Source organism: Streptococcus dysgalactiae subsp. dysgalactiae, assembly GCF_900459225.1.
GTDB lineage: Bacteria > Bacillota > Bacilli > Lactobacillales > Streptococcaceae > Streptococcus > Streptococcus dysgalactiae.
The window spans coordinates 69,263-90,000 of record NZ_UHFH01000003.1 but is presented as its reverse complement, the minus strand read 5'-3'; the positions used below and the strand labels follow the sequence as shown (position 1 = coordinate 90,000).

At 41.0% G+C, this 20,738-nt stretch carries 30 protein-coding genes, 1 tRNA gene, 2 rRNA genes and 1 pseudogene (1 of these 34 cut by a window edge); 1 reads left to right on the top strand and 33 read right to left on the bottom strand.

Annotated features, from left to right (window positions below; genetic code table 11):
• From DYD17_RS00640 to DYD17_RS00630, 3 genes are all read right to left on the bottom strand, one after another.
• Positions 1-1,326: ribosomal RNA gene (locus DYD17_RS00640) — 23S ribosomal RNA — on the bottom strand; it reaches 1,577 nt to the left of the window's first position.
• A gap of 161 nt (positions 1,327-1,487) precedes the next feature.
• Positions 1,488-1,560: transfer RNA gene (locus tag DYD17_RS00635), tRNA-Ala, on the bottom strand.
• A 53-nt stretch (positions 1,561-1,613) separates the two neighbouring features.
• Positions 1,614-3,162 (bottom strand): 16S ribosomal RNA (locus tag DYD17_RS00630).
• Together the 16S and 23S rRNA genes with 1 tRNA gene alongside form the textbook arrangement of a ribosomal RNA operon.
• A 741-nt stretch (positions 3,163-3,903) precedes the next feature.
• On the opposite strand from DYD17_RS00630, the pseudogene DYD17_RS00625 reads away from it, so the two are divergent.
• Positions 3,904-4,310: pseudogene (locus DYD17_RS00625) on the top strand (transposase); the annotation flags it as partial.
• A 230-nt stretch (positions 4,311-4,540) separates the two neighbouring features.
• On the opposite strand, the gene rplQ reads toward DYD17_RS00625, so the two are convergent.
• The 30 genes from rplQ to DYD17_RS00475 form a co-directional block, all read right to left on the bottom strand.
• Entirely contained in the window at positions 4,541-4,927 is a 387-nt protein-coding gene (gene rplQ, locus DYD17_RS00620) for a 50S ribosomal protein L17 (protein WP_002986602.1), read from the bottom strand.
• 14 nt (positions 4,928-4,941) lie between these two features.
• Entirely contained in the window at positions 4,942-5,880 is a 939-nt protein-coding gene (locus DYD17_RS00615) for a DNA-directed RNA polymerase subunit alpha (protein WP_003049133.1), read from the bottom strand.
• Between the two features lie 45 nt (positions 5,881-5,925).
• A complete protein-coding gene (gene rpsK / locus DYD17_RS00610; RefSeq protein ID WP_001118387.1) occupies positions 5,926-6,309 on the bottom strand; it encodes a 30S ribosomal protein S11 in 384 nt (127 codons plus the stop codon).
• Positions 6,310-6,326: 17 nt separating this feature from the next.
• Positions 6,327-6,692: a 30S ribosomal protein S13 gene (gene rpsM, locus DYD17_RS00605; protein ID WP_003046081.1), complete on the bottom strand. Its 366-nt coding sequence runs from the start codon at positions 6,690-6,692 to the stop codon at positions 6,327-6,329.
• Positions 6,693-6,709: 17 nt separating this feature from the next.
• On the bottom strand, positions 6,710-6,826 hold the full coding sequence (rpmJ, locus tag DYD17_RS00600; protein WP_000868345.1) for a 50S ribosomal protein L36: 117 nt from the start codon (positions 6,824-6,826) through the stop codon (positions 6,710-6,712).
• Between the two features lie 25 nt (positions 6,827-6,851).
• Positions 6,852-7,070 carry a translation initiation factor IF-1 gene (gene infA, locus DYD17_RS00595; RefSeq protein ID WP_001040189.1) on the bottom strand — a complete coding sequence of 73 codons (219 nt, stop codon included), beginning with the start codon at positions 7,068-7,070 and terminating at the stop codon, positions 6,852-6,854.
• A 116-nt stretch (positions 7,071-7,186) separates the two neighbouring features.
• Positions 7,187-7,828 (bottom strand): adenylate kinase, encoded by a 642-nt coding sequence (locus DYD17_RS00590; protein ID WP_003049128.1) that lies wholly within the window; start codon positions 7,826-7,828, stop codon positions 7,187-7,189.
• 147 nt (positions 7,829-7,975) lie between these two features.
• A complete protein-coding gene (gene secY / locus DYD17_RS00585; RefSeq protein ID WP_003049126.1) occupies positions 7,976-9,280 on the bottom strand; it encodes a preprotein translocase subunit SecY in 1,305 nt (434 codons plus the stop codon).
• A gap of 16 nt (positions 9,281-9,296) precedes the next feature.
• Entirely contained in the window at positions 9,297-9,737 is a 441-nt protein-coding gene (gene rplO, locus DYD17_RS00580; protein WP_003049124.1) for a 50S ribosomal protein L15, read from the bottom strand.
• 213 nt (positions 9,738-9,950) lie between these two features.
• Positions 9,951-10,133, bottom strand: coding sequence for a 50S ribosomal protein L30 (rpmD, locus tag DYD17_RS00575; protein WP_002986624.1), 183 nt, complete (start codon positions 10,131-10,133; stop codon positions 9,951-9,953).
• Between the two features lie 14 nt (positions 10,134-10,147).
• A complete protein-coding gene (rpsE, locus tag DYD17_RS00570; RefSeq protein WP_003046070.1) occupies positions 10,148-10,642 on the bottom strand; it encodes a 30S ribosomal protein S5 in 495 nt (164 codons plus the stop codon).
• 18 nt (positions 10,643-10,660) lie between these two features.
• Complete coding sequence (rplR, locus tag DYD17_RS00565; protein ID WP_003046068.1) at positions 10,661-11,017, bottom strand: 50S ribosomal protein L18; 357 nt, start codon at positions 11,015-11,017, stop codon at positions 10,661-10,663.
• 104 nt (positions 11,018-11,121) lie between these two features.
• Positions 11,122-11,658 (bottom strand): 50S ribosomal protein L6, encoded by a 537-nt coding sequence (rplF, locus tag DYD17_RS00560; protein ID WP_115252498.1) that lies wholly within the window; start codon positions 11,656-11,658, stop codon positions 11,122-11,124.
• A 201-nt stretch (positions 11,659-11,859) separates the two neighbouring features.
• The gene (gene rpsH, locus DYD17_RS00555; protein WP_003049119.1) at positions 11,860-12,258 is read right to left on the bottom strand and encodes a 30S ribosomal protein S8; all 399 of its coding nucleotides are present in this window, start codon (positions 12,256-12,258) and stop codon (positions 11,860-11,862) included.
• Positions 12,259-12,465: 207 nt separating this feature from the next.
• Complete coding sequence (locus DYD17_RS00550; RefSeq protein ID WP_002987746.1) at positions 12,466-12,651, bottom strand: type Z 30S ribosomal protein S14; 186 nt, start codon at positions 12,649-12,651, stop codon at positions 12,466-12,468.
• Positions 12,652-12,666: 15 nt separating this feature from the next.
• A complete protein-coding gene (rplE, locus tag DYD17_RS00545) occupies positions 12,667-13,209 on the bottom strand; it encodes a 50S ribosomal protein L5 (protein ID WP_003046060.1) in 543 nt (180 codons plus the stop codon).
• 23 nt (positions 13,210-13,232) lie between these two features.
• Positions 13,233-13,538, bottom strand: a complete 306-nt coding sequence (gene rplX, locus DYD17_RS00540) for a 50S ribosomal protein L24 (RefSeq protein WP_003046059.1) — start codon at positions 13,536-13,538, stop codon at positions 13,233-13,235.
• An 83-nt stretch (positions 13,539-13,621) separates the two neighbouring features.
• Positions 13,622-13,990 (bottom strand): 50S ribosomal protein L14, encoded by a 369-nt coding sequence (gene rplN / locus DYD17_RS00535; protein ID WP_000615920.1) that lies wholly within the window; start codon positions 13,988-13,990, stop codon positions 13,622-13,624.
• A gap of 24 nt (positions 13,991-14,014) precedes the next feature.
• Positions 14,015-14,275, bottom strand: a complete 261-nt coding sequence (gene rpsQ, locus DYD17_RS00530) for a 30S ribosomal protein S17 (RefSeq protein ID WP_003049116.1) — start codon at positions 14,273-14,275, stop codon at positions 14,015-14,017.
• A 27-nt stretch (positions 14,276-14,302) separates the two neighbouring features.
• Entirely contained in the window at positions 14,303-14,509 is a 207-nt protein-coding gene (gene rpmC, locus DYD17_RS00525; RefSeq protein ID WP_003046054.1) for a 50S ribosomal protein L29, read from the bottom strand.
• Between the two features lie 9 nt (positions 14,510-14,518).
• A complete protein-coding gene (gene rplP, locus DYD17_RS00520; RefSeq protein ID WP_003049114.1) occupies positions 14,519-14,932 on the bottom strand; it encodes a 50S ribosomal protein L16 in 414 nt (137 codons plus the stop codon).
• Positions 14,933-14,935: 3 nt separating this feature from the next.
• Positions 14,936-15,589, bottom strand: a complete 654-nt coding sequence (rpsC, locus tag DYD17_RS00515) for a 30S ribosomal protein S3 (RefSeq protein ID WP_003049111.1) — start codon at positions 15,587-15,589, stop codon at positions 14,936-14,938.
• Between the two features lie 12 nt (positions 15,590-15,601).
• Positions 15,602-15,946: a 50S ribosomal protein L22 gene (rplV, locus tag DYD17_RS00510; RefSeq protein WP_002986651.1), complete on the bottom strand. Its 345-nt coding sequence runs from the start codon at positions 15,944-15,946 to the stop codon at positions 15,602-15,604.
• 15 nt (positions 15,947-15,961) lie between these two features.
• A complete protein-coding gene (gene rpsS, locus DYD17_RS00505; protein WP_000533765.1) occupies positions 15,962-16,240 on the bottom strand; it encodes a 30S ribosomal protein S19 in 279 nt (92 codons plus the stop codon).
• 138 nt (positions 16,241-16,378) lie between these two features.
• Entirely contained in the window at positions 16,379-17,212 is an 834-nt protein-coding gene (rplB, locus tag DYD17_RS00500; protein ID WP_003049108.1) for a 50S ribosomal protein L2, read from the bottom strand.
• 17 nt (positions 17,213-17,229) lie between these two features.
• Positions 17,230-17,526 (bottom strand): 50S ribosomal protein L23, encoded by a 297-nt coding sequence (locus tag DYD17_RS00495; protein WP_002986656.1) that lies wholly within the window; start codon positions 17,524-17,526, stop codon positions 17,230-17,232.
• Positions 17,526-18,149 (bottom strand): 50S ribosomal protein L4, encoded by a 624-nt coding sequence (gene rplD, locus DYD17_RS00490; protein ID WP_115276305.1) that lies wholly within the window; start codon positions 18,147-18,149, stop codon positions 17,526-17,528. Before rplD ends, DYD17_RS00495 begins: the two co-directional genes overlap by 1 nt.
• Before the next feature lie 23 nt (positions 18,150-18,172).
• Positions 18,173-18,799: a 50S ribosomal protein L3 gene (rplC, locus tag DYD17_RS00485; RefSeq protein ID WP_003049101.1), complete on the bottom strand. Its 627-nt coding sequence runs from the start codon at positions 18,797-18,799 to the stop codon at positions 18,173-18,175.
• Between the two features lie 105 nt (positions 18,800-18,904).
• Complete coding sequence (gene rpsJ, locus DYD17_RS00480; protein ID WP_003046044.1) at positions 18,905-19,213, bottom strand: 30S ribosomal protein S10; 309 nt, start codon at positions 19,211-19,213, stop codon at positions 18,905-18,907.
• A gap of 198 nt (positions 19,214-19,411) precedes the next feature.
• Positions 19,412-20,701 carry an MATE family efflux transporter gene (locus DYD17_RS00475; RefSeq protein ID WP_115252496.1) on the bottom strand — a complete coding sequence of 430 codons (1,290 nt, stop codon included), beginning with the start codon at positions 20,699-20,701 and terminating at the stop codon, positions 19,412-19,414.
• Between the last annotated feature and the right edge of the window lie 37 nt (positions 20,702-20,738).

Sequence of the window (20,738 nt, the reverse complement as noted above, 5' to 3'; positions counted from 1 at the left end):
GTGGACAGGATTCTCACCTGTCTTTCGCTACTCATACCGGCATTCTCACTTCTATGCGTTCCAGCGCTCCTCACGGTACACCTTCTTCACACATAGAACGCTCTCCTACCATGACACTAATGTGTCATCCACAGCTTCGGTAATATGTTTTAGCCCCGGTACATTTTCGGCGCAGGGTCACTCGACTAGTGAGCTATTACGCACTCTTTGAATGAATAGCTGCTTCTAAGCTAACATCCTAGTTGTCTGTGCAACCCCACATCCTTTTCCACTTAACATATATTTTGGGACCTTAGCTGGTGGTCTGGGCTGTTTCCCTTTCGACTACGGATCTTAGCACTCGCAGTCTGACTGCCGATTATATCTCGTTGGCATTCGGAGTTTATCTGAGATTGGTAATCCGAGATGGACCCCTCACCCAAACAGTGCTCTACCTCCAAGAGACTTAACATCGACGCTAGCCCTAAAGCTATTTCGGAGAGAACCAGCTATCTCCAAGTTCGTTTGGAATTTCTCCGCTACCCACAAGTCATCCAAGCACTTTTCAACGTGCCCTGGTTCGGTCCTCCAGTGCGTCTTACCGCACCTTCAACCTGCTCATGGGTAGGTCACATGGTTTCGGGTCTACAACATGATACTAAAACGCCCTATTAAGACTCGGTTTCCCTGCGGCTCCGTCTCTTCAACTTAACCTCGCATCATATCGTAACTCGCCGGTTCATTCTACAAAAGGCACGCTCTCACCCATTAACGGGCTCGAACTTGTTGTAGGCACACGGTTTCAGGTTCTATTTCACTCCCCTCCCGGGGTGCTTTTCACCTTTCCCTCACGGTACTGGTTCACTATCGGTCACTAGAGAGTATTTAGGGTTGGGAGATGGTCCTCCCAGATTCCGACGAGATTTCGCGTGTCTCGCCGTACTCAGGATACTGCTAGGGCTCAAAAGAATTTTAAATACGAGGCTATTACTCTCTTTGGCTTACCTTCCCAGGTAATTCTTCTATCCTTTTAAAGTCCCATGTCGCAGTCCTACAACCCCGAGAAGTAAACTTCTCGGTTTGCCCTCCTGCCGTTTCGCTCGCCGCTACTAAGGCAATCGCGTTTGCTTTCTCTTCCTGCAGCTACTTAGATGTTTCAGTTCACTGCGTCTTCCTTCTCATAACCTTAACAGTTATGGATACTAGCCAGTAGCTAGTGGGTTCCCCCATTCGGACATCTCTGGATCAGCGCTTACTTACAGCTCCCCAAAGCATTTCGTCGTTAGTCACGTCCTTCTTCGGCTTCTAGTGCCAAGGCATCCACCGTGCGCCCTTATTAACTTAACCTTATCTTTTACTAGTATATCTTAACTAGAAAAACTCTTGATTATTCACAGCGTTTTCGGTTTATTTTCTTGTTACTATTCGTACAATCAATTTCTTGATCGTGGAATTTGATATAGATATTCAATTTTCAATGGACAGTTTTTAGGATATCTCTATCCTAATGGAGCCTAGCGGGATCGAACCGCTGACCTCCTGCGTGCAAAGCAGGCGCTCTCCCAGCTGAGCTAAGGCCCCACAAGACCTCTCAAAACTAAATAAGACGACCCTAACGTGTTCCATTTCCTTAGAAAGGAGGTGATCCAGCCGCACCTTCCGATACGGCTACCTTGTTACGACTTCACCCCAATCATCTATCCCACCTTAGGCGGCTGGCTCCTAATAGGTTACCTCACCGACTTCGGGTGTTACAAACTCTCGTGGTGTGACGGGCGGTGTGTACAAGGCCCGGGAACGTATTCACCGCGGCGTGCTGATCCGCGATTACTAGCGATTCCGACTTCATGTAGGCGAGTTGCAGCCTACAATCCGAACTGAGATTGGCTTTAAGAGATTAGCTTGCCGTCACCGGCTTGCGACTCGTTGTACCAACCATTGTAGCACGTGTGTAGCCCAGGTCATAAGGGGCATGATGATTTGACGTCATCCCCACCTTCCTCCGGTTTATTACCGGCAGTCTCGCTAGAGTGCCCAACTTAATGATGGCAACTAACAATAGGGGTTGCGCTCGTTGCGGGACTTAACCCAACATCTCACGACACGAGCTGACGACAACCATGCACCACCTGTCACTCCTGCCCCGAAGGGAAAGTCTATCTCTAGACCGGTCAGGAGGATGTCAAGACCTGGTAAGGTTCTTCGCGTTGCTTCGAATTAAACCACATGCTCCACCGCTTGTGCGGGCCCCCGTCAATTCCTTTGAGTTTCAACCTTGCGGTCGTACTCCCCAGGCGGAGTGCTTAATGCGTTAGCTCCGGCACTAAGCCCCGGAAAGGGCCTAACACCTAGCACTCATCGTTTACGGCGTGGACTACCAGGGTATCTAATCCTGTTTGCTCCCCACGCTTTCGAGCCTCAGCGTCAGTTACAGACCAGAGAGCCGCTTTCGCCACCGGTGTTCCTCCATATATCTACGCATTTCACCGCTACACATGGAATTCCACTCTCCCCTTCTGCACTCAAGTTCTCCAGTTTCCAAAGCGTACAGTGGTTGAGCCACTGCCTTTAACTTCAGACTTAAAGAACCGCCTGCGCTCGCTTTACGCCCAATAAATCCGGACAACGCTCGGGACCTACGTATTACCGCGGCTGCTGGCACGTAGTTAGCCGTCCCTTTCTGGTTAGTTACCGTCACATGGTGGATTTTCCACTCCCACCATCATTCTTCTCTAACAACAGAGCTTTACGATCCGAAAACCTTCTTCACTCACGCGGCGTTGCTCGGTCAGACTTCCGTCCATTGCCGAAGATTCCCTACTGCTGCCTCCCGTAGGAGTCTGGGCCGTGTCTCAGTCCCAGTGTGGCCGTTCACCCTCTCAGGTCGGCTATGTATCGTCGCCTTGGTGAGCCGTCACCTCACCAACTAGCTAATACAACGCAGGTCCATCTCATAGTGATGCAGTTGCACCTTTTAAATGAAAGACATGGGTCCTCCATTGTCATGCGGTATTAGCTATCGTTTCCAATAGTTATCCCCCGCTATGAGGTAGGTTACCTACGCGTTACTCACCCGTTCGCAACTCCTTGAACCGGTGCAAGCACCAGTCCTCAGCGTTCTACTTGCATGTATTAGGCACGCCGCCAGCGTTCGTCCTGAGCCAGGATCAAACTCTCATTAAGATGTGTTTGAACTTACTCGTTCTTTCTGTCGCTGACAGATTTATTTCTCGTTTCTTTGACGGGTAATATGTCTCCATATCACCCTCACATTTGGTTCGTCTTATTCAGTTCTCAAAGGTCTTGTCCTCTTTCGAGACAACTATTTTATTCTATCAACTTTTACTAACTTTGTCAACAGCTTTTTTACTCTTTTTTCCGAATAATTTCAGTCGCCAACGCCTGATCAGCTGACAGCTTTATTAGTATACGATATTTAACCCCTTGATGTCAACAGCTTTTTCGCAGTTTTATGTCGTTTTTTTACATTTTTATTGAAAACAGCTTAAAATCAACGACTTTTAAGATAAAAAATAGGCTTAATTCTCTCATTATAAGAAATATTTGCATCAAGTATCGCCCTTAGCTGAACCGAAACTACTAATATATTTTTATTATTACAAGTGCTGAGCCAAACTTTCTTAAAAGTTTTTTGATTGTGATTTATACAAGGAGCTAATTGATGCACTTATTTGGCCGTAGAAGTTCTTTTTAGGGGCTTTCTATTCTAATTGTTTTAGAAGCCTCTTAAATGGTCTCACAGGATGTTAAAGACGCTTTTAGGTAAATTTTAATTGTGCTGTTGAATAACGACTCTATAATATCTGTAGTTGGTAAATCCGACACAGAGGTTATAGGGCTTTTTGAGTGCAGACAAAAAGTCCCATATGACCTATAATGAAAAGCGACTAAACTATCATTTAGAAAGACAGCCGAAAACTGTCTAATAATCGTTTTTATTCCAAGACCTTTAGACAGACCTTCAATTCTCAGACGAACTCCGTTATTACTACGATCTCTACCAGCTCCTGCTCTTCCATTTTCAAGAAAAACGAACAGAGGTTTTCTTTGAAATCATCGAGGATAACATGGAGATTGTCACTCCGACCTTCAAAAAGGTTTTTGTGACCTTCCGCAAACTCAAACCTTACATCGAAAATGCCCTCCAGTTCGACTATTCTAACGCCAAGCTCGAGGCTACCAACAAACTCATCAAGGATATCAAACGATCAGCCTTCGGATTTCGCAATTTTAAGAACTTTAGATCTAAAATCCTCCTCGCTTTGAACATACAAAAAGAGAGAGCCAATCTGGTTCTCTCTAGGGTTTAGACCCGCTACCAACTACAGTTGACAAAGAGCCTGAATAATTCATAAAATGACAAAACGCCTGCTTACGAAAAGTTTCTACTACATTAGAGACATTTCGTAAACAAGCGTTACACATTAACAATATGATGAGTGTTCCCGCTAGGATTTTTCCTAGCGGTAGACCAGAGCTAGACTAAGAATATCCCTAATGGTTATTCCATCATCATAACACTCAACAAAATTGATAAAAATTAAACTAATTCGATAATTGCCATTGGAGCAGCATCTCCACGGCGTGGTTCTGTTTTAAGAATACGAGTGTATCCACCGTTACGTTCTGCATAACGAGGTGCAATTTCTGAGAAAAGTTTTTGAAGAGCTGTAGTTGATGTGTATTTATCAGTAGCTTCATCATAATTTTCTGATGCGATTTCGTTACGAACGTATGCAGCTGCTTGGCGACGAGCATGAAGATCACCACGTTTACCAAGAGTAATCATTTTTTCAACTGTTTTACGGATTTCTTTTGCACGTGCTTCTGTCGTTACAATTGATTCATTGATCAAAAGATCTGTCGTCAAATCACGAAGCATTGCTTTACGTTGTGAGCTAGTGCGTCCTAGTTTACGGTAAGCCATTTTGTCCTCCTATATTATTTATCGTTTTTTAGTCCGAGACCTAAATCAGCAAGTTTAACCTTAACTTCTTCAAGACTCTTACGTCCAAGGTTACGGACTTTCATCATTTCAGGCTCAGATTTTTCTGTTAAATCGAAGACAGTGTTAATGCCTGCACGTTTCAAACAGTTATATGAGCGTACGGATAAATCAAGTTCCTCGATGGTGCGGTCAAGTACCTTTTCATCGTTCACTTTTTCAGTTTCTTTCATTACTTCAGTTGCTTTTGCAACATCAGTTAAATCAGTAAACAAGTTTAAGTGTTCGATTAAAACTCGAGCAGATAGACCTAAAGCATCTTCAGGAATAATTGTTCCGTTTGTCATGATTTCAATCGTTAATTTATCAAATCCATCATTGCTACCTACACGGGCAGGCTCAACTTGATAATTAACTTTTTTAACTGGCGTATAGATTGAATCTACAGCCAATGTACCCACAGGTGCATCATCTTTTTTGTTGCCTTCTGCTGGTACATATCCACGTTTTTTAGCAACAGTCATTGTCGCACGTAGAGAATGTCCTTCAGCAATTGTAAAAAGATAATGATCCGGGTTAACAAGTTCGATATCACTGTCAGTAAGGATATCACCAGCTGTTACTTCTGCTGGTCCTTCTACTTCAAGTTCGATAATCTTTTCGTCTTCGACGTATGATTTCACAGCAAGTCCTTTGACATTAAGGATAATTTGCATGACATCTTCACGTACACCTGGGATTGTATCAAATTCGTGTAGTACTCCATCAATTTTAATTGATGTTACTGCTGCACCTGGAAGTGAAGACAAGAGTACACGACGAAGAGAATTACCTAGAGTTGTTCCGTAGCCACGTTCAAGTGGTTCGATTACAAATCTACCGTAATCTTTATTTTCATCAATTTTTGTTATTATTGGTTTTTCAAACTCAATCATTTTTTCACCCCTCGAAACGAAACTTGTGTACTATTTGTTATATGATTATACACGACGACGTTTTGGAGGACGAGCACCATTATGTGGCACAGGAGTCACATCACGAATTGCAGTTACTTCTAGACCAGCAGCTGCTAGGGCACGAATAGCTGATTCACGACCTGAACCAGGACCTTTTACAGTAACTTCAACAGTTTTTAGTCCGTGTTCTTGTGCAGATTTTGCAGCAGCTTCTGCAGCCATTTGAGCAGCAAATGGAGTAGATTTACGAGAACCTTTGAAACCAAGAGCACCAGCTGATGACCATGCAAGAGCATTACCATGCACATCTGTAATCATAACAATAGTGTTATTAAATGTAGCGTGAATATGTGCAACACCAGATTCGATGTTCTTTTTCACACGACGTTTACGTGTTGGTTTAGCCAATTTTTTTACCTCCTATTTTATTTTTTCTTACCTGCAATCGCAACAGCTTTACCTTTACGAGTGCGAGCATTGTTTTTAGTATTTTGTCCACGGACAGGAAGTCCACGACGGTGACGGATTCCACGGTATGAACCGATTTCCATCAAACGTTTGATGTTCAAGTTAACTTCACGACGAAGGTCACCTTCAACTTTAATTGCATCTACTTCACGACGGATAGCGTCTTCTTGATCTGATGTCAAATCTTTAACACGGATATCTTCTGAAATACCAGCAGCTGCTAAGATTTTTTTAGATGTTGCAAGACCAATTCCGTAAACATAAGTAAGTGAAATTACTACGCGTTTATCATTTGGAATATCAACTCCAGCAATACGAGCCATTTTTTCTCCTTTCTATTTTATCCTTGACGTTGTTTGTGTTTTGGATTTGTTGGACAAATCACCATAACACGACCGTTACGACGAATAACTTTGCAGTATTCGCAAATTGGTTTAACCGATGGTCTTACCTTCATGTTTTAATCCCTCCAATTATTTCGATTATTTAAAGCGGTATGTGATACGTCCACGTGTCAAGTCGTATGGACTCATCTCTACAGTAACACGATCACCAACTAAAATACGAATGTAATTTTTGCGGATTTTTCCTGATACAGTTGCTAGAATTTGATGTCCATTTTCCAATTCAACAGTAAACATTGCATTTGGCATCGTTTCTACTACTTTGCCTTCAATTTCAATCACGTCTTCTTTTGCCACGCAAAAGTACCCCCTAAATTTCGATTTGATGTCCTCTGAGCACAGAGGTAACAATTATAAGTCAGACTAGCCTATTATATCACGAGTTAATATCTTGCGCAAGCTATTTTCTTGAATTATTTTAGACTCTTAATGACTTCGTCGATATCTACAAAAACTTCTGAAATGTCTTTATTTCCGTCAATATCGTGAACAATTCCTGCTTGACGATAGTGATTAAGAATTGGCTCACCTTGTGCAATGTTAACATCTAAACGACGTTTAACAGTCTCAGGTTTGTCATCTTCACGTTGATAAAAATCATTTTCATCATAATCACCAGCTGGTGGGTTAAAGACTTTGTGAAAAGTTTCACCCGTTTTCTTGTTAATGATACGACCACTAAGTCTTTCAACAAGAGCAGTAGGATCAACATCAATATTAATAACCCCATCCAAAGTAAGTCCTAATGCTTTTAACGTAGCATCCAAAGCATGTGCTTGTTCAATGGTACGTGGGTAACCATCTAATAAGAAGCCCTTTTCGTTAACATCATCTTGTGACAGACGTTCTTTAACGATTCCATTTGTGACTTCATCAGGTACCAAATCACCTTTGTCAATATAAGACTTAGCGAGAACACCCATTTCAGTTTGGTTAGCCATAGCTGCACGGAACATATCGCCTGTTGAAATATGGATAAGTCCAAAGGCTTCAGCAATCTTTGCAGCTTGAGTTCCTTTACCAGCTCCTGGTAAGCCCATGATTAAAAGATTCATCTTTTTCTCCTCTTTTAAAATAAATGATAACAGGAAATAAGTTTCCTTAGTTTTTTTGTTTTCAAATGGCAATAAGAAATGTTTTTGCGACGAAGTCTTATTGTCATTTAAAAACAAAATAGAAGGTTGACAATGTCAACCTGTATTCTATTCTGCTGTATTCATAAATCCGACATATTTTCTCTTGAGCAAGTATCCTTCAAGTTGTTTCATTCCTTCGATACCAGTTGAAATCAAAATGAGCAAGCTTGTCCCACCTAGAGCAATACTAGAAGAAAGGTTGAGAGCTTGTTGCGCTGCAATAGGAGCTAGAGAGATAAATGCTAGGAAAATAGCACCCACTGTGGCTAATTTTTTAAGCAACGATGACATAAATTGTTCTGTCTCACGTCCAGGTCGAACACTTGGGATATATGAGGAATTCTTCTGAAGATTTTCTGCTGTCTTCTCAGGATTTACTTGTACAAAGGTATAGAAGAATGAGAACAAGATAATCAACACAGCATAAACCATCATTCCGACTGGAGTTTGGTAATTGAAAATCTCCTGTAAACGGGTTAGCCATGGTATATCTCTACCATTTTGAACAAATGGAATAATCGTACTTGGGATAGTTGTAATCGAGCTGGCAAAGATAACGGGAATAACGCCAGCTGGATTTACTTTTAATGGAAGGTATGAACTTGTAGGCGCACCTTGCATCAATTTTGTATATTGGATTGGAATTTTGTATTCTGCTTGTTGAACGTAAGTCGTAAAGAAAACAATAGCAAGAACAGCTAAGATTAAAATGCCAACAATGAGATAAGATGACTGTAAATCACTTGCCTTAACATTTACAAAATAATCTTCACGGATAGTTGCAATCGCATTGGGAATTGAGGAAATGATACCGGCAAAGATAATCATTGACACTCCATTACCAAATCCTTTATCGGTGATTTGTTCTCCAAGCCAGGTCACAATCACACTACCTGTTGTGAGCAATGCTCCAATAAGCAAATAAGTTTTAACATCTGGTGTTTTCACAAGAGCAACACTTGATAGCGTGTTAAACCCTGCTGTGATACCAATTGACTGAGCAAAAGCTAAAACAAGAGAAATATAGCGTGTCGCTTGATTTAATTTACGGCGACCCACCTCTCCTTGTTTACCCCATTCAACAAACTTAGGTAAAATATCCATTTGTAACAGTTGAACAACAATCGAAGCTGTGATATAAGGGCTAACCCCCATAGAGAATACCGAGAAATTTCTCATGGCATTCCCACTGACCAAATTCAACATATTTAAGAAAGGAAGTTCACTCAGTTGCTCTAAGCTTTTTGCATTTACACCTGGCACAGTGATGTGTGTCCCTATTCGGAATACAAGGATGATAAAGATAGTAAAGAAAATTTTATTTCTTACCGTCTTTATCTTCAATGCGTCTTTAAGTATTTTTAAGAACATAATGAGTATCCCCTCATTAGATGACTTCGATTGAACCACCTTTAGCAGTAATCGCTGCTTCAGCAGATTTTGAGAATTTAGCTGCTTTTACAGTCAATTTTTTAGTCAATTCGCCGTTACCAAGAACTTTAACGCCTGATTTTTCAGCACGAACGATTCCAGCTTCTTTAAGAACAACTGGTGTTACTTCTGTACCATCTTCAAAAACGTTCAATTGATCAAGGTTAACAAGTGCATATTCTTTAGCGTTGATGTTTGTAAATCCACGTTTTGGAATACGACGGAACAATGGTGTTTGTCCACCTTCAAAACCTAAACGTACGCCGCCACCGCTACGAGCTTTTTGACCTTTTTGACCGCGACCAGATGTTTTACCATTACCTGATGATGTTCCGCGACCAACACGGTTACGTACTTTACGTGAGCCTTCAGCAGCTTTTAATTCATGAAGTTTCATTTTTTCTCCTTTTTTGTAAAATGCTAGCGCCTCTATGAGGGGAAAGGACTCCCCATAGAAACTCGCCTATACATTAATGGTGATTAAGTTATCCAAAATAACTTAATACAGATACGCACTAACCGACTACTGTTTGTTGCCAAAAAAGCAAACTACAAGAGTCGGTTTTGTGCTTGTGTTTAATTATGAAATCAGGGATTTCACAGTTATAACTTATTTAACGTCTTCAACGGTAACCAAGTGAGAAATAGCTGTCACCATACCACGGATAGCAGCGTTATCTTCTTTGACTACTGAAGAGTTTAATTTACCAAGTCCAAGAGCAACAACAGTTTTACGTTGTTCTGGCTTACGTCCGATTGGAGACTTAGTCAAAGTAATTTTAATTTGAGCCATTATGATCCCCTTTCTTATGCTAAGTCAGAAACTGAAATGCCACGAAGTGCGGCAACTTCTTCTGCACGTTTAAGTTGTTTCAATCCTTCAACAGTTGCACGAACAATGTTGATTGGAGTGTTTGAACCAAGAGATTTTGAAGTAATATCAGCAATACCTGCTAATTCGATGACGGCACGAACTGCGCCACCAGCAGCAACTCCAGAACCTTCTACAGCTGGTTTCAACAATACTTTAGCTCCACCGAAGTTAGTGTAAACTTCGTGAGGAATTGTTGTACCAACCATTGGTACTTCGATCATGTTTTTCTTAGCAGCTTCAACTGCTTTACGGATAGCTTCTGGAACTTCTTGAGCTTTACCAGTACCAAATCCAACACGACCATTTCCATCACCAACAACTACAAGAGCTGCAAAGCGAAGACGACGTCCACCTTTAACAACTTTTGTAACGCGGTTAATCGCAACAACGCGTTCTTCAAGTTCAACTGCATTATCTTTAAATGCCATTATTTTGTGTCCTCCCTATTAGAATTTCAATCCGTTTTCACGAGCTGCATCAGCCAAGGCTTTAACACGTCCGTGATAGAGATATCCACCGCGGTCAAACACCACTTCAGAAATACCTTTAGCCACTGCACGTTCAGCAACAAGTTTGCCGACTACAACGGCTTGTTCTGTTTTTGTTCCTTTAGAAACGTCTTTATCAAGAGTTGATGCACTTGCGAGCGTTACACCCGCTACGTCATCAATAACTTGAGCGTAGATGCCTGTATTAGAACGGAATACGTTCAAACGTGGGCGTTCTGCAGTTCCAGAGAGTTTACCGCGGACGCGACGATGGCGTTTTTGGCGGATTTTGTTTTTATCTGGTTTCGAAATCACAATTTTCACCTCTTAATTTTAATCAATTTGTCTCACTGACAAGTTGTCGATTGAACTTATCAAGCATGGTAAGATGCAATACTTCCCATACCCGACTAAGAACATTATTTACCTGTTTTACCTTCTTTAAGGCGTACGTATTCACCAACGTAACGAATCCCTTTACCTTTATAAGGCTCTGGTGAACGCAAGCTACGGATGTAAGCAGCTGTTTGACCAACAACTTCTTTGTTGATTCCTTCAACTGAGATTGAAGTTGGGTTAGCAACAGTAAATGTAATTCCTTCTGGAGCTTCGACTTCGTCTTGGTGAGATTTACCTACTGAAAGGACAAGTTTAGTACCTTGAAGTTGAGCACGGTAACCGACACCCTTCATTTCAAGATCTTTTTTGAAACCTTCAGAAACACCTACAACCATGTTATTCAAGTTAGCACGAGTTGTACCATGGATTGTTTTCATTTCTTTTGAGTCGTTAGGACGTGCAAGAGTAATCTCAGTTCCTTCAACTTTGATTTCAATATTTTTGTTGAACTCACGAGTGAGTTCGCCTTTAGGGCCTTTTACAGTAACAACGTTGTCACTGTTAATGATTTCGACACCTGCTGGCAAAGTAATAACTTTATTACCAATACGTGACATTATTTTTTTCTCCTGTTAAATTATCAAGCCGCCAAGCGACTAGTTTTCACGGGGGTTGATAGAATGATATACTTCAATTTATATTTCAAAATTGAACACGAGCTGTGGCCTGTGTGAAAAAGATAAATCTTCCTTGAGTGTAAACACTCTACGTCAGATTTCCTATTTTCACTTTGTCCACGACGCTCTTAGTATCTTAAATTACCAAACGTATGCGATAACTTCTCCACCAACGTTCTTTTGACGCGCTTCTTTGTCCGTCAAAAGACCCTCTGATGTAGAAATAATTGCGATTCCAAGTCCGTTAAGAACTTTAGGAACATCTTCACGTTTTGCATAAACACGAAGACCTGGTTTTGATACACGTTTCAAGTTAGTGATAACGCGCTCACCGTTTTGTCCATATTTAAGGAATACACGGATGATACCTTGTTTGTCATCTTCGATAACTTCAACGTTTTTTACAAAACCTTCACGTTTAAGGATTTCAGCAATCCCTTTTTTGATGTTTGAAGCAGGTACTTCTAACACTTCGTGTTTCACTTGGTTAGCGTTACGGATACGTGTTAAAAAGTCTGCAATTGGGTCAGTCATAACCATTTTATTTTTTCTCCTCTTACTAGTAGTTTGAATCAATCACTTGCTAGTTAATCGTGCCCGACCGGGCGGGTTGTCCAACTAGGCTGAATAGCTTATTTGGACACGAGCTGCAACCTATGTGAAAAAGATAAACCTTCCTAGAATGCAAGCAGTCTTTGTTAGATTCTATATTTTCACTTTGTATGCTATGCTCTTTGTATCATTTTTTTACCAAGAAGCTTTAACAACACCTGGAATTTGACCTTTGTAGGCCAATTCACGGAAGCAAACACGGCAAAGTTTAAACTTGCGGTAAACTGAATGTGGACGTCCACATTTTTCACAGCGAGTATAAGCTTGTGTAGAGTGTTTTGCAGGACGTTTGTTCTTAGCAATCATAGATTTTTTAGCCAATTTATTTACCCCCTATTATTTTGCAAAAGGCATTCCAAGGCCTTTAAGCAATTCACGTGATTCTTCGTCAGTATTTGCAGTAGTGACGATTACGATATCAAGACCACGCACTTTATCAACATCATCGAAGTTGATTTCTGGGAAGATAAGTTGTTCTTTCACACCAAGAGTGTAGTTACCACGTCCGTCAAATGATTTTGTTGGAACTCCGTGGAAGTCACGAACACGAGGAAGTGAAACGCTAACTAATTTGTCTAGGAACTCGTACATACGTTCGCCACGAAGAGTTACCTTCGCACCGATTGCAACACCTTCACGAAGACGGAAGCCAGCGATTGATTTCTTAGCTTTAGTAATAAGTGGTTTTTGACCAGAGATAAGCGCTAATTCAGCAGCAGCTTTCTCAAGGTTTTTTGCGTTTGATACAGCATCACCAACACCCATGTTAAGAACGATTTTCTCAACTTTTGGCACAGCCATAACTGATGTGTAATTGAATTTCTCTGTCAACGCAGGAATTACTTCGTTAGTATATTTTTCTTTTAAACGATTTGCCATTATGCTTCTCCTTTCCTTCGTGATTAATCAAGCACTTCGCCTGATTTTTTGTTGTAACGTACTTTTTTGCCGTCAACAACTTTATAACCAACACGTCCAGCCACACCGTTTTTATCTAAAACTTGAACGTTAGATACATGGATTGGAGCTTCTTTTTCAACGATAGCACCTTGAGGGTTTTCAGTATTTGGTTTTTGGTGTTTTTTGATCATTCCAACACCTTCAACAACAACTTTGTTAACTTTTGGAAGTGCTTTAAGAACTACGGCTTCAGTGCCTTTATCCTTACCAGCAATTACGCGAACTTTGTCGCCTTTTTTTACAAACATTCTGGGTTTCTCCTATTAATTTCTTACGCCCTGATGGGCACCCTAGGTAAGCCTAGGGGACTTAGTTTGTTTAATTTTAAAAATTAAAGTACTTCTGGTGCAAGTGAAACAATCTTCATGTAGCCACCTTCACGCAATTCACGTGCAACAGGGCCGAAGATACGAGTTCCACGAGGAGTTTTGTCATCACGGATGATTACAGCAGCATTGTCGTCAAACTTGATGTATGAACCGTCTGGACGGCGAGCACCAGTTTTTGTACGAACGATAACAGCTTTAACCACGTCACCTTTTTTAACCGCTCCACCAGGAGTAGCTTGTTTGACAGAAGCAACGATTACGTCACCGATGTTAGCGAATTTACGTCCTGAACCACCAAGAACTTTGATAGTCAAGATCTCACGAGCACCGCTATTATCAGCAACTTTCAAGCGAGTTTCTTGTTGAATCATTTCAATTTTCTCCTTTTAGTTTGATTAGATAATAACAGCTTCTTCCACAACTTCTACAAGACGGAAACGTTTTGTAGCTGATAGTGGACGAGTTTCCATGATACGAACGATATCGCCTTCTTTAGCAAGGTTCTTTTCATCATGTGCTTTGTATTTTTTAGAATAGTTGATACGTTTACCATAGACTGGGTGGTTACGTTTTGTTTCAACTACAACAGTGATTGTTTTGTCCATCTTGTCAGATACTACGCGTCCAACAAGGGTTTTACGTTGATTACGTTCCATTATTAGAATTTCTCCTTTCCCAATCTATTATTTCATTTCAGATTGCACAGTTTTAACACGTGCAATTTGTTTTTTAACTTCGTTCAAACGAGCAGTTTGATCAAGTTGACCTGCTGCAGCTTGAAAACGAAGGTCGAAAAGTTCTTTCTTGAGTTCGTTTTCTTTTTTAGCAAGCTCTTCTTGAGACAAGCCACGAAGCTCAGCAACAAACTTTTTGATTTCTTCAAGTTTCATGTCTTCTCCTTATTCTGCTTCACGTTTTACGAATTTACATTTAACTGGTAATTTGTGGCTAGCAAGACGAAGTGCTTCGCGAGCGATTTCTTCAGAAACACCTGCGATTTCAAACATTACTTTACCACGTTTAACTGGTGCTACCCAACCTTCAGGTGCCCCTTTACCAGAACCCATACGAACCCCGATAGCTTTCGCTGTGTAAGATTTGTGAGGGAAAATTTTAATCCAAACTTTACCGCCACGTTTCATGTAACGAGTCATCGCGATACGAGCAGCTTCGATTTGACGGTTAGTGATCCATGAGCTAGTTGCAGCTTGAAGACCGTATTCACCAAAATCTACAGTTTTTCCACCTTTTGCTTCACCACGCATTTTCCCACGGAACTCACGACGGTGTTTAACACGTTTAGGTACTAACATTTGTTATTTGCCTCCTTTAGTGTTTTTGCGAGCTGGAAGAACTTCACCACGATAGATCCAAACTTTAACACCAAGTTTACCGTATGTAGTATCTGCTTCTTCCCAAGCGTAATCGATATCCGCACGAAGGGTATGAAGAGGAACAGTTCCTTCTGAGTAACCTTCTGCACGAGCGATATCAGCACCGTTCAAACGACCTGAAACTTGAGTTTTAATCCCTTTAGCTCCAGCACGCATTGTACGTTGGATAGCTTGTTTTTGAGCACGACGGAAAGCAACACGTTGCTCAAGTTGACGAGCAATGTTTTCACCAACAAGGTGAGCATCAAGATCAGGTTGTTTGATTTCGATGATATTGATGTGTACTTGTTTTCCAGTTAATTTGTTAAGTTGAGCGCGAAGTGCGTCAACGTTTGCGCCACCTTTACCGATAACCATACCAGGTTTTGCAGTGTGAAGTGAAACAATAACTTTGTTTATAGCGCGTTCAATTTCGATTGTTGAAACTGAAGCTTCTGCCAATTCTTTGTTAATGAATTTACGGATTGCAAGATCTTCATGAAGGTAATCCGCGTATTCTTTTTCAGCATACCATTTCGCATCCCAGTCACGGATGATACCGACACGCATACCAATTGGATGTACTTTTTGACCCACGATTTTACCTCCTTATTTTTCTGATACAACTACTGTTACGTGAGTTGTACGTTTGTTGATTGGTGAAGCTGAACCTTTCGCACGTGGACGGAAACGTTTCATTGTTGGTCCTTCGTTAGCGAATGTTTCAGATACTACCAAGTTAGCTTTTTCCAAACCAAAGTTGTTTTCTGCATTAGCAATTGCTGAGTTAAGAGTTTTCTCAATAACACGAGCTGCTTTGTTTGGAGTGAATTTTAAGATTGCGATTGCGTCAGCAACTTTCTTACCACGGATAAGATCAAGTACTAAACGTGTTTTACGAGGTGAAACACGCACTGTACGAGCCATTGCTTTAGCTGAAGTAATTTCTGCCATTGTGTCCTCCTCCTATTAACGACGTGTTTTCTTGTCGTCAGCTGCGTGACCTTTGTAGGTACGAGTTGGTGCAAATTCACCAAGCTTGTGACCTACCATGTCTTCTTGGATGTAAACAGGTACATGTTTACGTCCATCATAAACTGCGATCGTATATCCGATGAAACTTGGGAAAATCGTTGAACGACGTGACCAAGTTTTGATTACTTTTTTCTTTTCATCGTTTGCTTGAGCTTCAACTTTTTTCATCAAATGCTCATCGACGAAAGGTCCTTTTTTAAGACTACGTCCCATTTTGTAGTTTTCTCCTTTAAATAATGTACCACAGCGGCTTGAGCTCAAGAGCCAGACTCTAAACTCTACCGAGTTGGCGGAATAAATAGCAAAGCTATTGTAACGCTAGTTCAGCAAGTTTTAAGTGACTTACTAAAATTATTTTTCGTTACGACGACGAACGATAAGTTTGTCTGATTTAGCTTTCTTGTTACGAGTTTTAAGACCAAGCGCTGGTTTACCCCATGGAGTTGATGGCGCTTTACGTCCAACCGGTGCTTTACCTTCACCACCACCGTGTGGGTGATCGTTAGGGTTCATTACAGAACCACGAACTGTTGGGCGGATACCTTTCCAACGGCTACGTCCTGCTTTACCAATGTTAACAAGTGATTGTTGTTCGTTACCAACAGTACCGATAGTTGCACGGCATGTACCAAGAATCATACGAACTTCGCCTGATTGAAGACGAACAAGAACATATTTACCTTCTTGACCAAGTACTTGAGCAGAAGCACCAGCTGCACGAACAAGTTCTCCACCTTTACCAGGTTTCAACTCAATGTTGTGAACAACTGTACCGACAGGAATATTTGCTAATGGAAGTGCATTACCAACTTTGATGTCTGCATCTGGACCAGAAACAATACGTTGACCTACTTCAAGACCTTTAGGTGCAATGATGTAAGTTTTAACACCGTCAGTGTAGTGTACGAGTGCAATGTTTGCAGTACGGTTTGGATCGTATTCGATTGTTTTAACAACTGCTTCAACGCCATCTTTGTTACGTTTGAAGTCGATCAAACGGTAATGACGTTTGTGTCCACCACCTTGGTGACGAACTGTGATGCGACCATTGTTGTTACGACCAGCTTTGCTCTTAAGAGAAACAAGCAATGATTTCTCTGGTGTGCTTGTTGTGATTTCCGCGAAATCCAAAGAAGTCATGTTACGACGGCCATTTGTCGTTGGTTTATAAACTTTAATACCCACGTTATTTCCTCCTTAGATTATTCAGCTTCAGCTGCGAACAACTCGATTGCTTTAGAATCAGCTGTAAGAGTGATGATAGCTTTTTTAGTTTTTGAAGTGAAACCTGTGTAACGGCCAACGCGTTTTGCTTTTGGTTTAACGTTAACAGTGTTTACACTTGCAACTTTAACTCCGTCAAAGGCAGCTTCAACAGCTTGTTTGATCAAAAGTTTGTGTGCACGAGTATCAACTTCGAAAGTGTATTTGCCTGCTTCAAGAGCAATCATTGACTTCTCAGTGATAACTGGTTTTTTGATTACGTCGTACAAATTCATTATGCAAGAACCTCCTCAATTGCAGAGATTGCTTCTTTAGTAACAAGAAGTTTGTCTGCGTTCACGATATCAAGAACACTTGCAGTTGCTGCAGTTGCAACTGTTACGTCTGGAAGGTTACGTGCAGAAAGCGCTGCAAATTCGTTTCCTTCTTCAACAAGAACAAGCACTTTTGTATCAATGCCAAGAGCTGAAAGCACTTTCGCAAATTCAGCAGTTTTTGGAGCTGCAAATGAAAGGCCTTCTACAGCTACAAATTTATCTTCAGCAACTTTTGCTGAGTAAACTGATTTCAAAGCAAGGCGACGAACTTTTTGTGGAAGTTTGTATCCGTATGAACGTGGAGTTGGTCCAAAGACAACACCACCACCGCGCCATTGTGGTGAGCGGATAGAACCTTGACGAGCACGTCCAGTTCCTTTTTGACGCCATGGTTTACGTCCACCACCTGATACTGCTGAACGGTTTTTAACCGCATGAGTACCTTGGCGAAGGCTAGCGCGTTGGCTAATTACAACATCAAAAACAACTGATTCGTTTGGTTCGATACCGAAGATAGCATCGTTCAATTCAACTGAGCTAACTTCTTTACCAGTTTGGTCAAATAGTTTTACGTTTGCCATTTTAACTGTTTTCTCCTTTCTTATTATTTAGCAGCTTTAACTGCTGATTTGATAGTGATAAGAGATTTCTTAGCACCTGGTACGTTACCCTTGATAAGGATAACGTTCTTTTCTGGGATAACTTGTACAATTTCAAGGTTTTGAATTGTCACACGGTTGCCACCCATACGTCCTGCCAAACGTTTGTTTTTGAAAACACGGTTTGGCGCAACAGGTCCCATTGAACCTGGACGACGGTGGTAACGAGAACCGTGAGCCATGGGACCACGTGATTGACCATGGCGTTTGATAACACCTTGGAAACCTTTACCTTTTGAAGTACCAGTTACATCAACAACATCTCCAGCTACGAATGTATCAACAGTAATTTCTGATCCTACTTCTAAGCCTTCAATGTTTTTGAATTCACGAATGAAGCGCTTAGGAGCTGTGTTAGCTTTTGCTACATGGCCTTTGGCAGGTTTGTTGCTCAATACTTCGCGTTTGTCATCAAAACCAACTTGAACTGCTTCATAACCGTCTGTTTCAACAGTTTTAACTTGAAGCACAACGTTTGGAGTTGCTTCAATGACAGTAACAGGGATAAATTCACCAGTTTCAGTGAAGATTTGAGTCATTCCCACTTTTTTCCCTAAGATTCCTTTTGTCATGAGAAAATATTTCCTTTTCTTAATAATATTTCAAAAAGTTTTTTATGAGCGTTTTTCATGCTCAAAAAAGTTTTTTACGAGCGTTTTTTGTGCTCAGAAATCAGATTAAAGTTTGATTTCTACGTTAACACCACTTGGAAGATCCAATTTCATAAGAGCGTCAACAGTCTTTTGAGTTGGGTTCACGATGTCGATAAGACGTTTGTGTGTACGCATTTCAAATTGTTCGCGAGAATCTTTGTATTTGTGAGTCGCACGAATAATTGTGTAAAGACTACGTTCTGTTGGAAGCGGAACTGGTCCAGCTACAGTAGCACCTGTACGTGTTGCAGTTTCAACGATTTTTTCTGCCGCTGTGTCAAGTGTACGGTGTTCGTACGCTTTCAAACGGATACGGATTTTTTTGTTTGCCATCTTTTCTCCTCTCGTCTATTTACGATAATAGGCTAGCTCCTCGAGAAAACCGACACCTGTTGCGTGGCAATGCAACCGAGTGTGTCGCAACCTCTCGTATCATAGCTAAAGCTGTTTTTTTACAGCACCATAATATAATAACAGAATCACTCATTCAATGCAAGCTTTTTTAGGCATCTTTTTAAAAAAGATTGCCTTCTAGTGAAAAGCAATCTTCTGATATTTCTTAAATTGTCTCGATAAAATCAGCCATCTAGCAGAATTGTCTAAAACAGTAGCTACCCAAACTCCCATCAATCCCATTTGGCAGACAACTCCTAGAAGATATCCAAGAACAATACGAATGAACCACATTCCTATAGTGGTTGCGTAAAAAGGAAGTTGAGGTCTTCCAATCCCCTGCCAAGCAGCTGTGTAAACTAAAGTCCCCGCTGTTGCGGGAGCTCCTAATAGTGAAAAAAGAAGAACAATCATGGCCGAGTCACGAGCATAAGGATTTTGAGTGAACATATTCAATAAGAGAGGACCGAGCAAATATGTTAGAATTCCCATGGTGAGCATCATCAGAGTTGATAAAAGAAATGATGCTCTAATCGTACATCTAATATCTGCTTCTTTTCCACTTCCTAATTGACCAGCGACTAGAATGACCGTAGCCGTTGACATAGCAAGTCCAGGCATGTAATTAAACTGAGTTAGTGTTTCTCCAATTGCATTTCCTGCTAAAACGGTTGTTCCAAAGTGTACAATAATAATCGTAATCAGAACATCTCCCGCCCTCATCATCAAACGTTCACCGGCAGTAGGAAAGGAGAGATTAAAGATTGTTTTATCTATAGGCCTCGTAGATCGTCTCACAACGCTTTTTATAGGAACGAAGCGACAAAGCAAAAGTATACCTACTAAACGAGATAGAACAGTTGCCCAGGCAACCCCAGCAAGCCCGAAGCCCCACACGTAGATAGATAAAGCAGAGAAAACAGCATTCAGCATATTTATTAAAAAACTAACTTGCATAGGGATACGAGGTTTTCCTTGAGCACGAACAATAGCTCCTAAAATTGTCAAAAACCCTAAACTCACAATCATACCGCCAACAATCGCTAAATACTGACCTCCAATTAGGGTTAGGCTACCATTAGCTCCTAACACTTTTAAAATCTGTCGGTGACCAAGGACTGAGAAAAGCCCAAGAAAGATAGATACCCCTAAGGTTAGTCGGAGGCCATCAGCGATATCATTTAACTGTTTGTTTTGATTGTGCTCTCCAATACTTCGAGCAATCAAGCTAGATATAGCAGCTCCTAGAGCAATATAAAGAGCCTGATAAATAGTAATAATATTATTGGCTATGGAAACACCTGAAACTGCCACTAGGCCAATTTGAGCGACAAGGTAGTTATCAACAATCCCCATTACCATTTGTAAAATATTTTCTGCCATTGAAGGCAAAGCCAAAGAAAGCAATTTTCTTCCATTATATATCATGTCATTTATAATTTCCAAATTAAAGGAGCCTTGTCGG

Coding starts and splice junctions, on each gene's coding strand:
- rplO (WP_003049124.1), bottom strand. CDS start 9,737: ATGAAACTTCATGAATTAAAAGCTGCTGAAGGCTCACGTAAAGTACGT.
- rplV (WP_002986651.1), bottom strand. CDS start 15,946: ATGGCAGAAATTACTTCAGCTAAAGCAATGGCTCGTACAGTGCGTGTT.
- DYD17_RS00590 (WP_003049128.1), bottom strand. CDS start 7,828: ATGAATCTTTTAATCATGGGCTTACCAGGAGCTGGTAAAGGAACTCAA.
- secY (WP_003049126.1), bottom strand. CDS start 9,280: ATGTTCTTAAAAATACTTAAAGACGCATTGAAGATAAAGACGGTAAGA.
- rplC (WP_003049101.1), bottom strand. CDS start 18,799: ATGACAAAAGGAATCTTAGGGAAAAAAGTGGGAATGACTCAAATCTTC.
- rplD (WP_115276305.1), bottom strand. CDS start 18,149: ATGGCAAACGTAAAACTATTTGACCAAACTGGTAAAGAAGTTAGCTCA.
- DYD17_RS00615 (WP_003049133.1), bottom strand. CDS start 5,880: ATGATTGAGTTTGAAAAACCAATAATAACAAAAATTGATGAAAATAAA.
- rpsM (WP_003046081.1), bottom strand. CDS start 6,692: ATGGCTCGTATTGCTGGAGTTGATATTCCAAATGATAAACGCGTAGTA.
- rpmC (WP_003046054.1), bottom strand. CDS start 14,509: ATGAAACTTGAAGAAATCAAAAAGTTTGTTGCTGAGCTTCGTGGCTTG.
- DYD17_RS00495 (WP_002986656.1), bottom strand. CDS start 17,526: ATGAATTTGTACGACGTAATCAAAAAACCAGTTATCACTGAGAAGTCA.
- rpmJ (WP_000868345.1), bottom strand. CDS start 6,826: ATGAAGGTAAGACCATCGGTTAAACCAATTTGCGAATACTGCAAAGTT.
- rpsQ (WP_003049116.1), bottom strand. CDS start 14,275: ATGGAACGTAATCAACGTAAAACCCTTGTTGGACGCGTAGTATCTGAC.
- rplX (WP_003046059.1), bottom strand. CDS start 13,538: ATGTTTGTAAAAAAAGGCGACAAAGTTCGCGTAATTGCTGGTAAGGAT.
- rplF (WP_115252498.1), bottom strand. CDS start 11,658: ATGTCACGTATTGGTAATAAAGTTATTACTTTGCCAGCAGGTGTCGAA.
- rpsJ (WP_003046044.1), bottom strand. CDS start 19,213: ATGGCAAACAAAAAAATCCGTATCCGTTTGAAAGCGTACGAACACCGT.
- rpsH (WP_003049119.1), bottom strand. CDS start 12,258: ATGGTTATGACTGACCCAATTGCAGACTTTTTAACACGTATCCGTAAC.
- rpsE (WP_003046070.1), bottom strand. CDS start 10,642: ATGGCATTTAAAGATAATGCAGTTGAACTTGAAGAACGCGTTGTTGCG.
- DYD17_RS00475 (WP_115252496.1), bottom strand. CDS start 20,701: ATGATATATAATGGAAGAAAATTGCTTTCTTTGGCTTTGCCTTCAATG.
- rplN (WP_000615920.1), bottom strand. CDS start 13,990: ATGATTCAACAAGAAACTCGCTTGAAAGTTGCTGATAATAGCGGTGCT.
- rplP (WP_003049114.1), bottom strand. CDS start 14,932: ATGTTAGTACCTAAACGTGTTAAACACCGTCGTGAGTTCCGTGGGAAA.
- rplE (WP_003046060.1), bottom strand. CDS start 13,209: ATGGCAAATCGTTTAAAAGAAAAATATACTAACGAAGTAATTCCTGCG.
- rplQ (WP_002986602.1), bottom strand. CDS start 4,927: ATGGCTTACCGTAAACTAGGACGCACTAGCTCACAACGTAAAGCAATG.
- rpmD (WP_002986624.1), bottom strand. CDS start 10,133: ATGGCTCAAATTAAAATTACTTTGACTAAGTCTCCAATCGGACGTAAG.
- rpsS (WP_000533765.1), bottom strand. CDS start 16,240: ATGGGACGTAGTCTTAAAAAAGGACCTTTCGTCGATGAGCATTTGATG.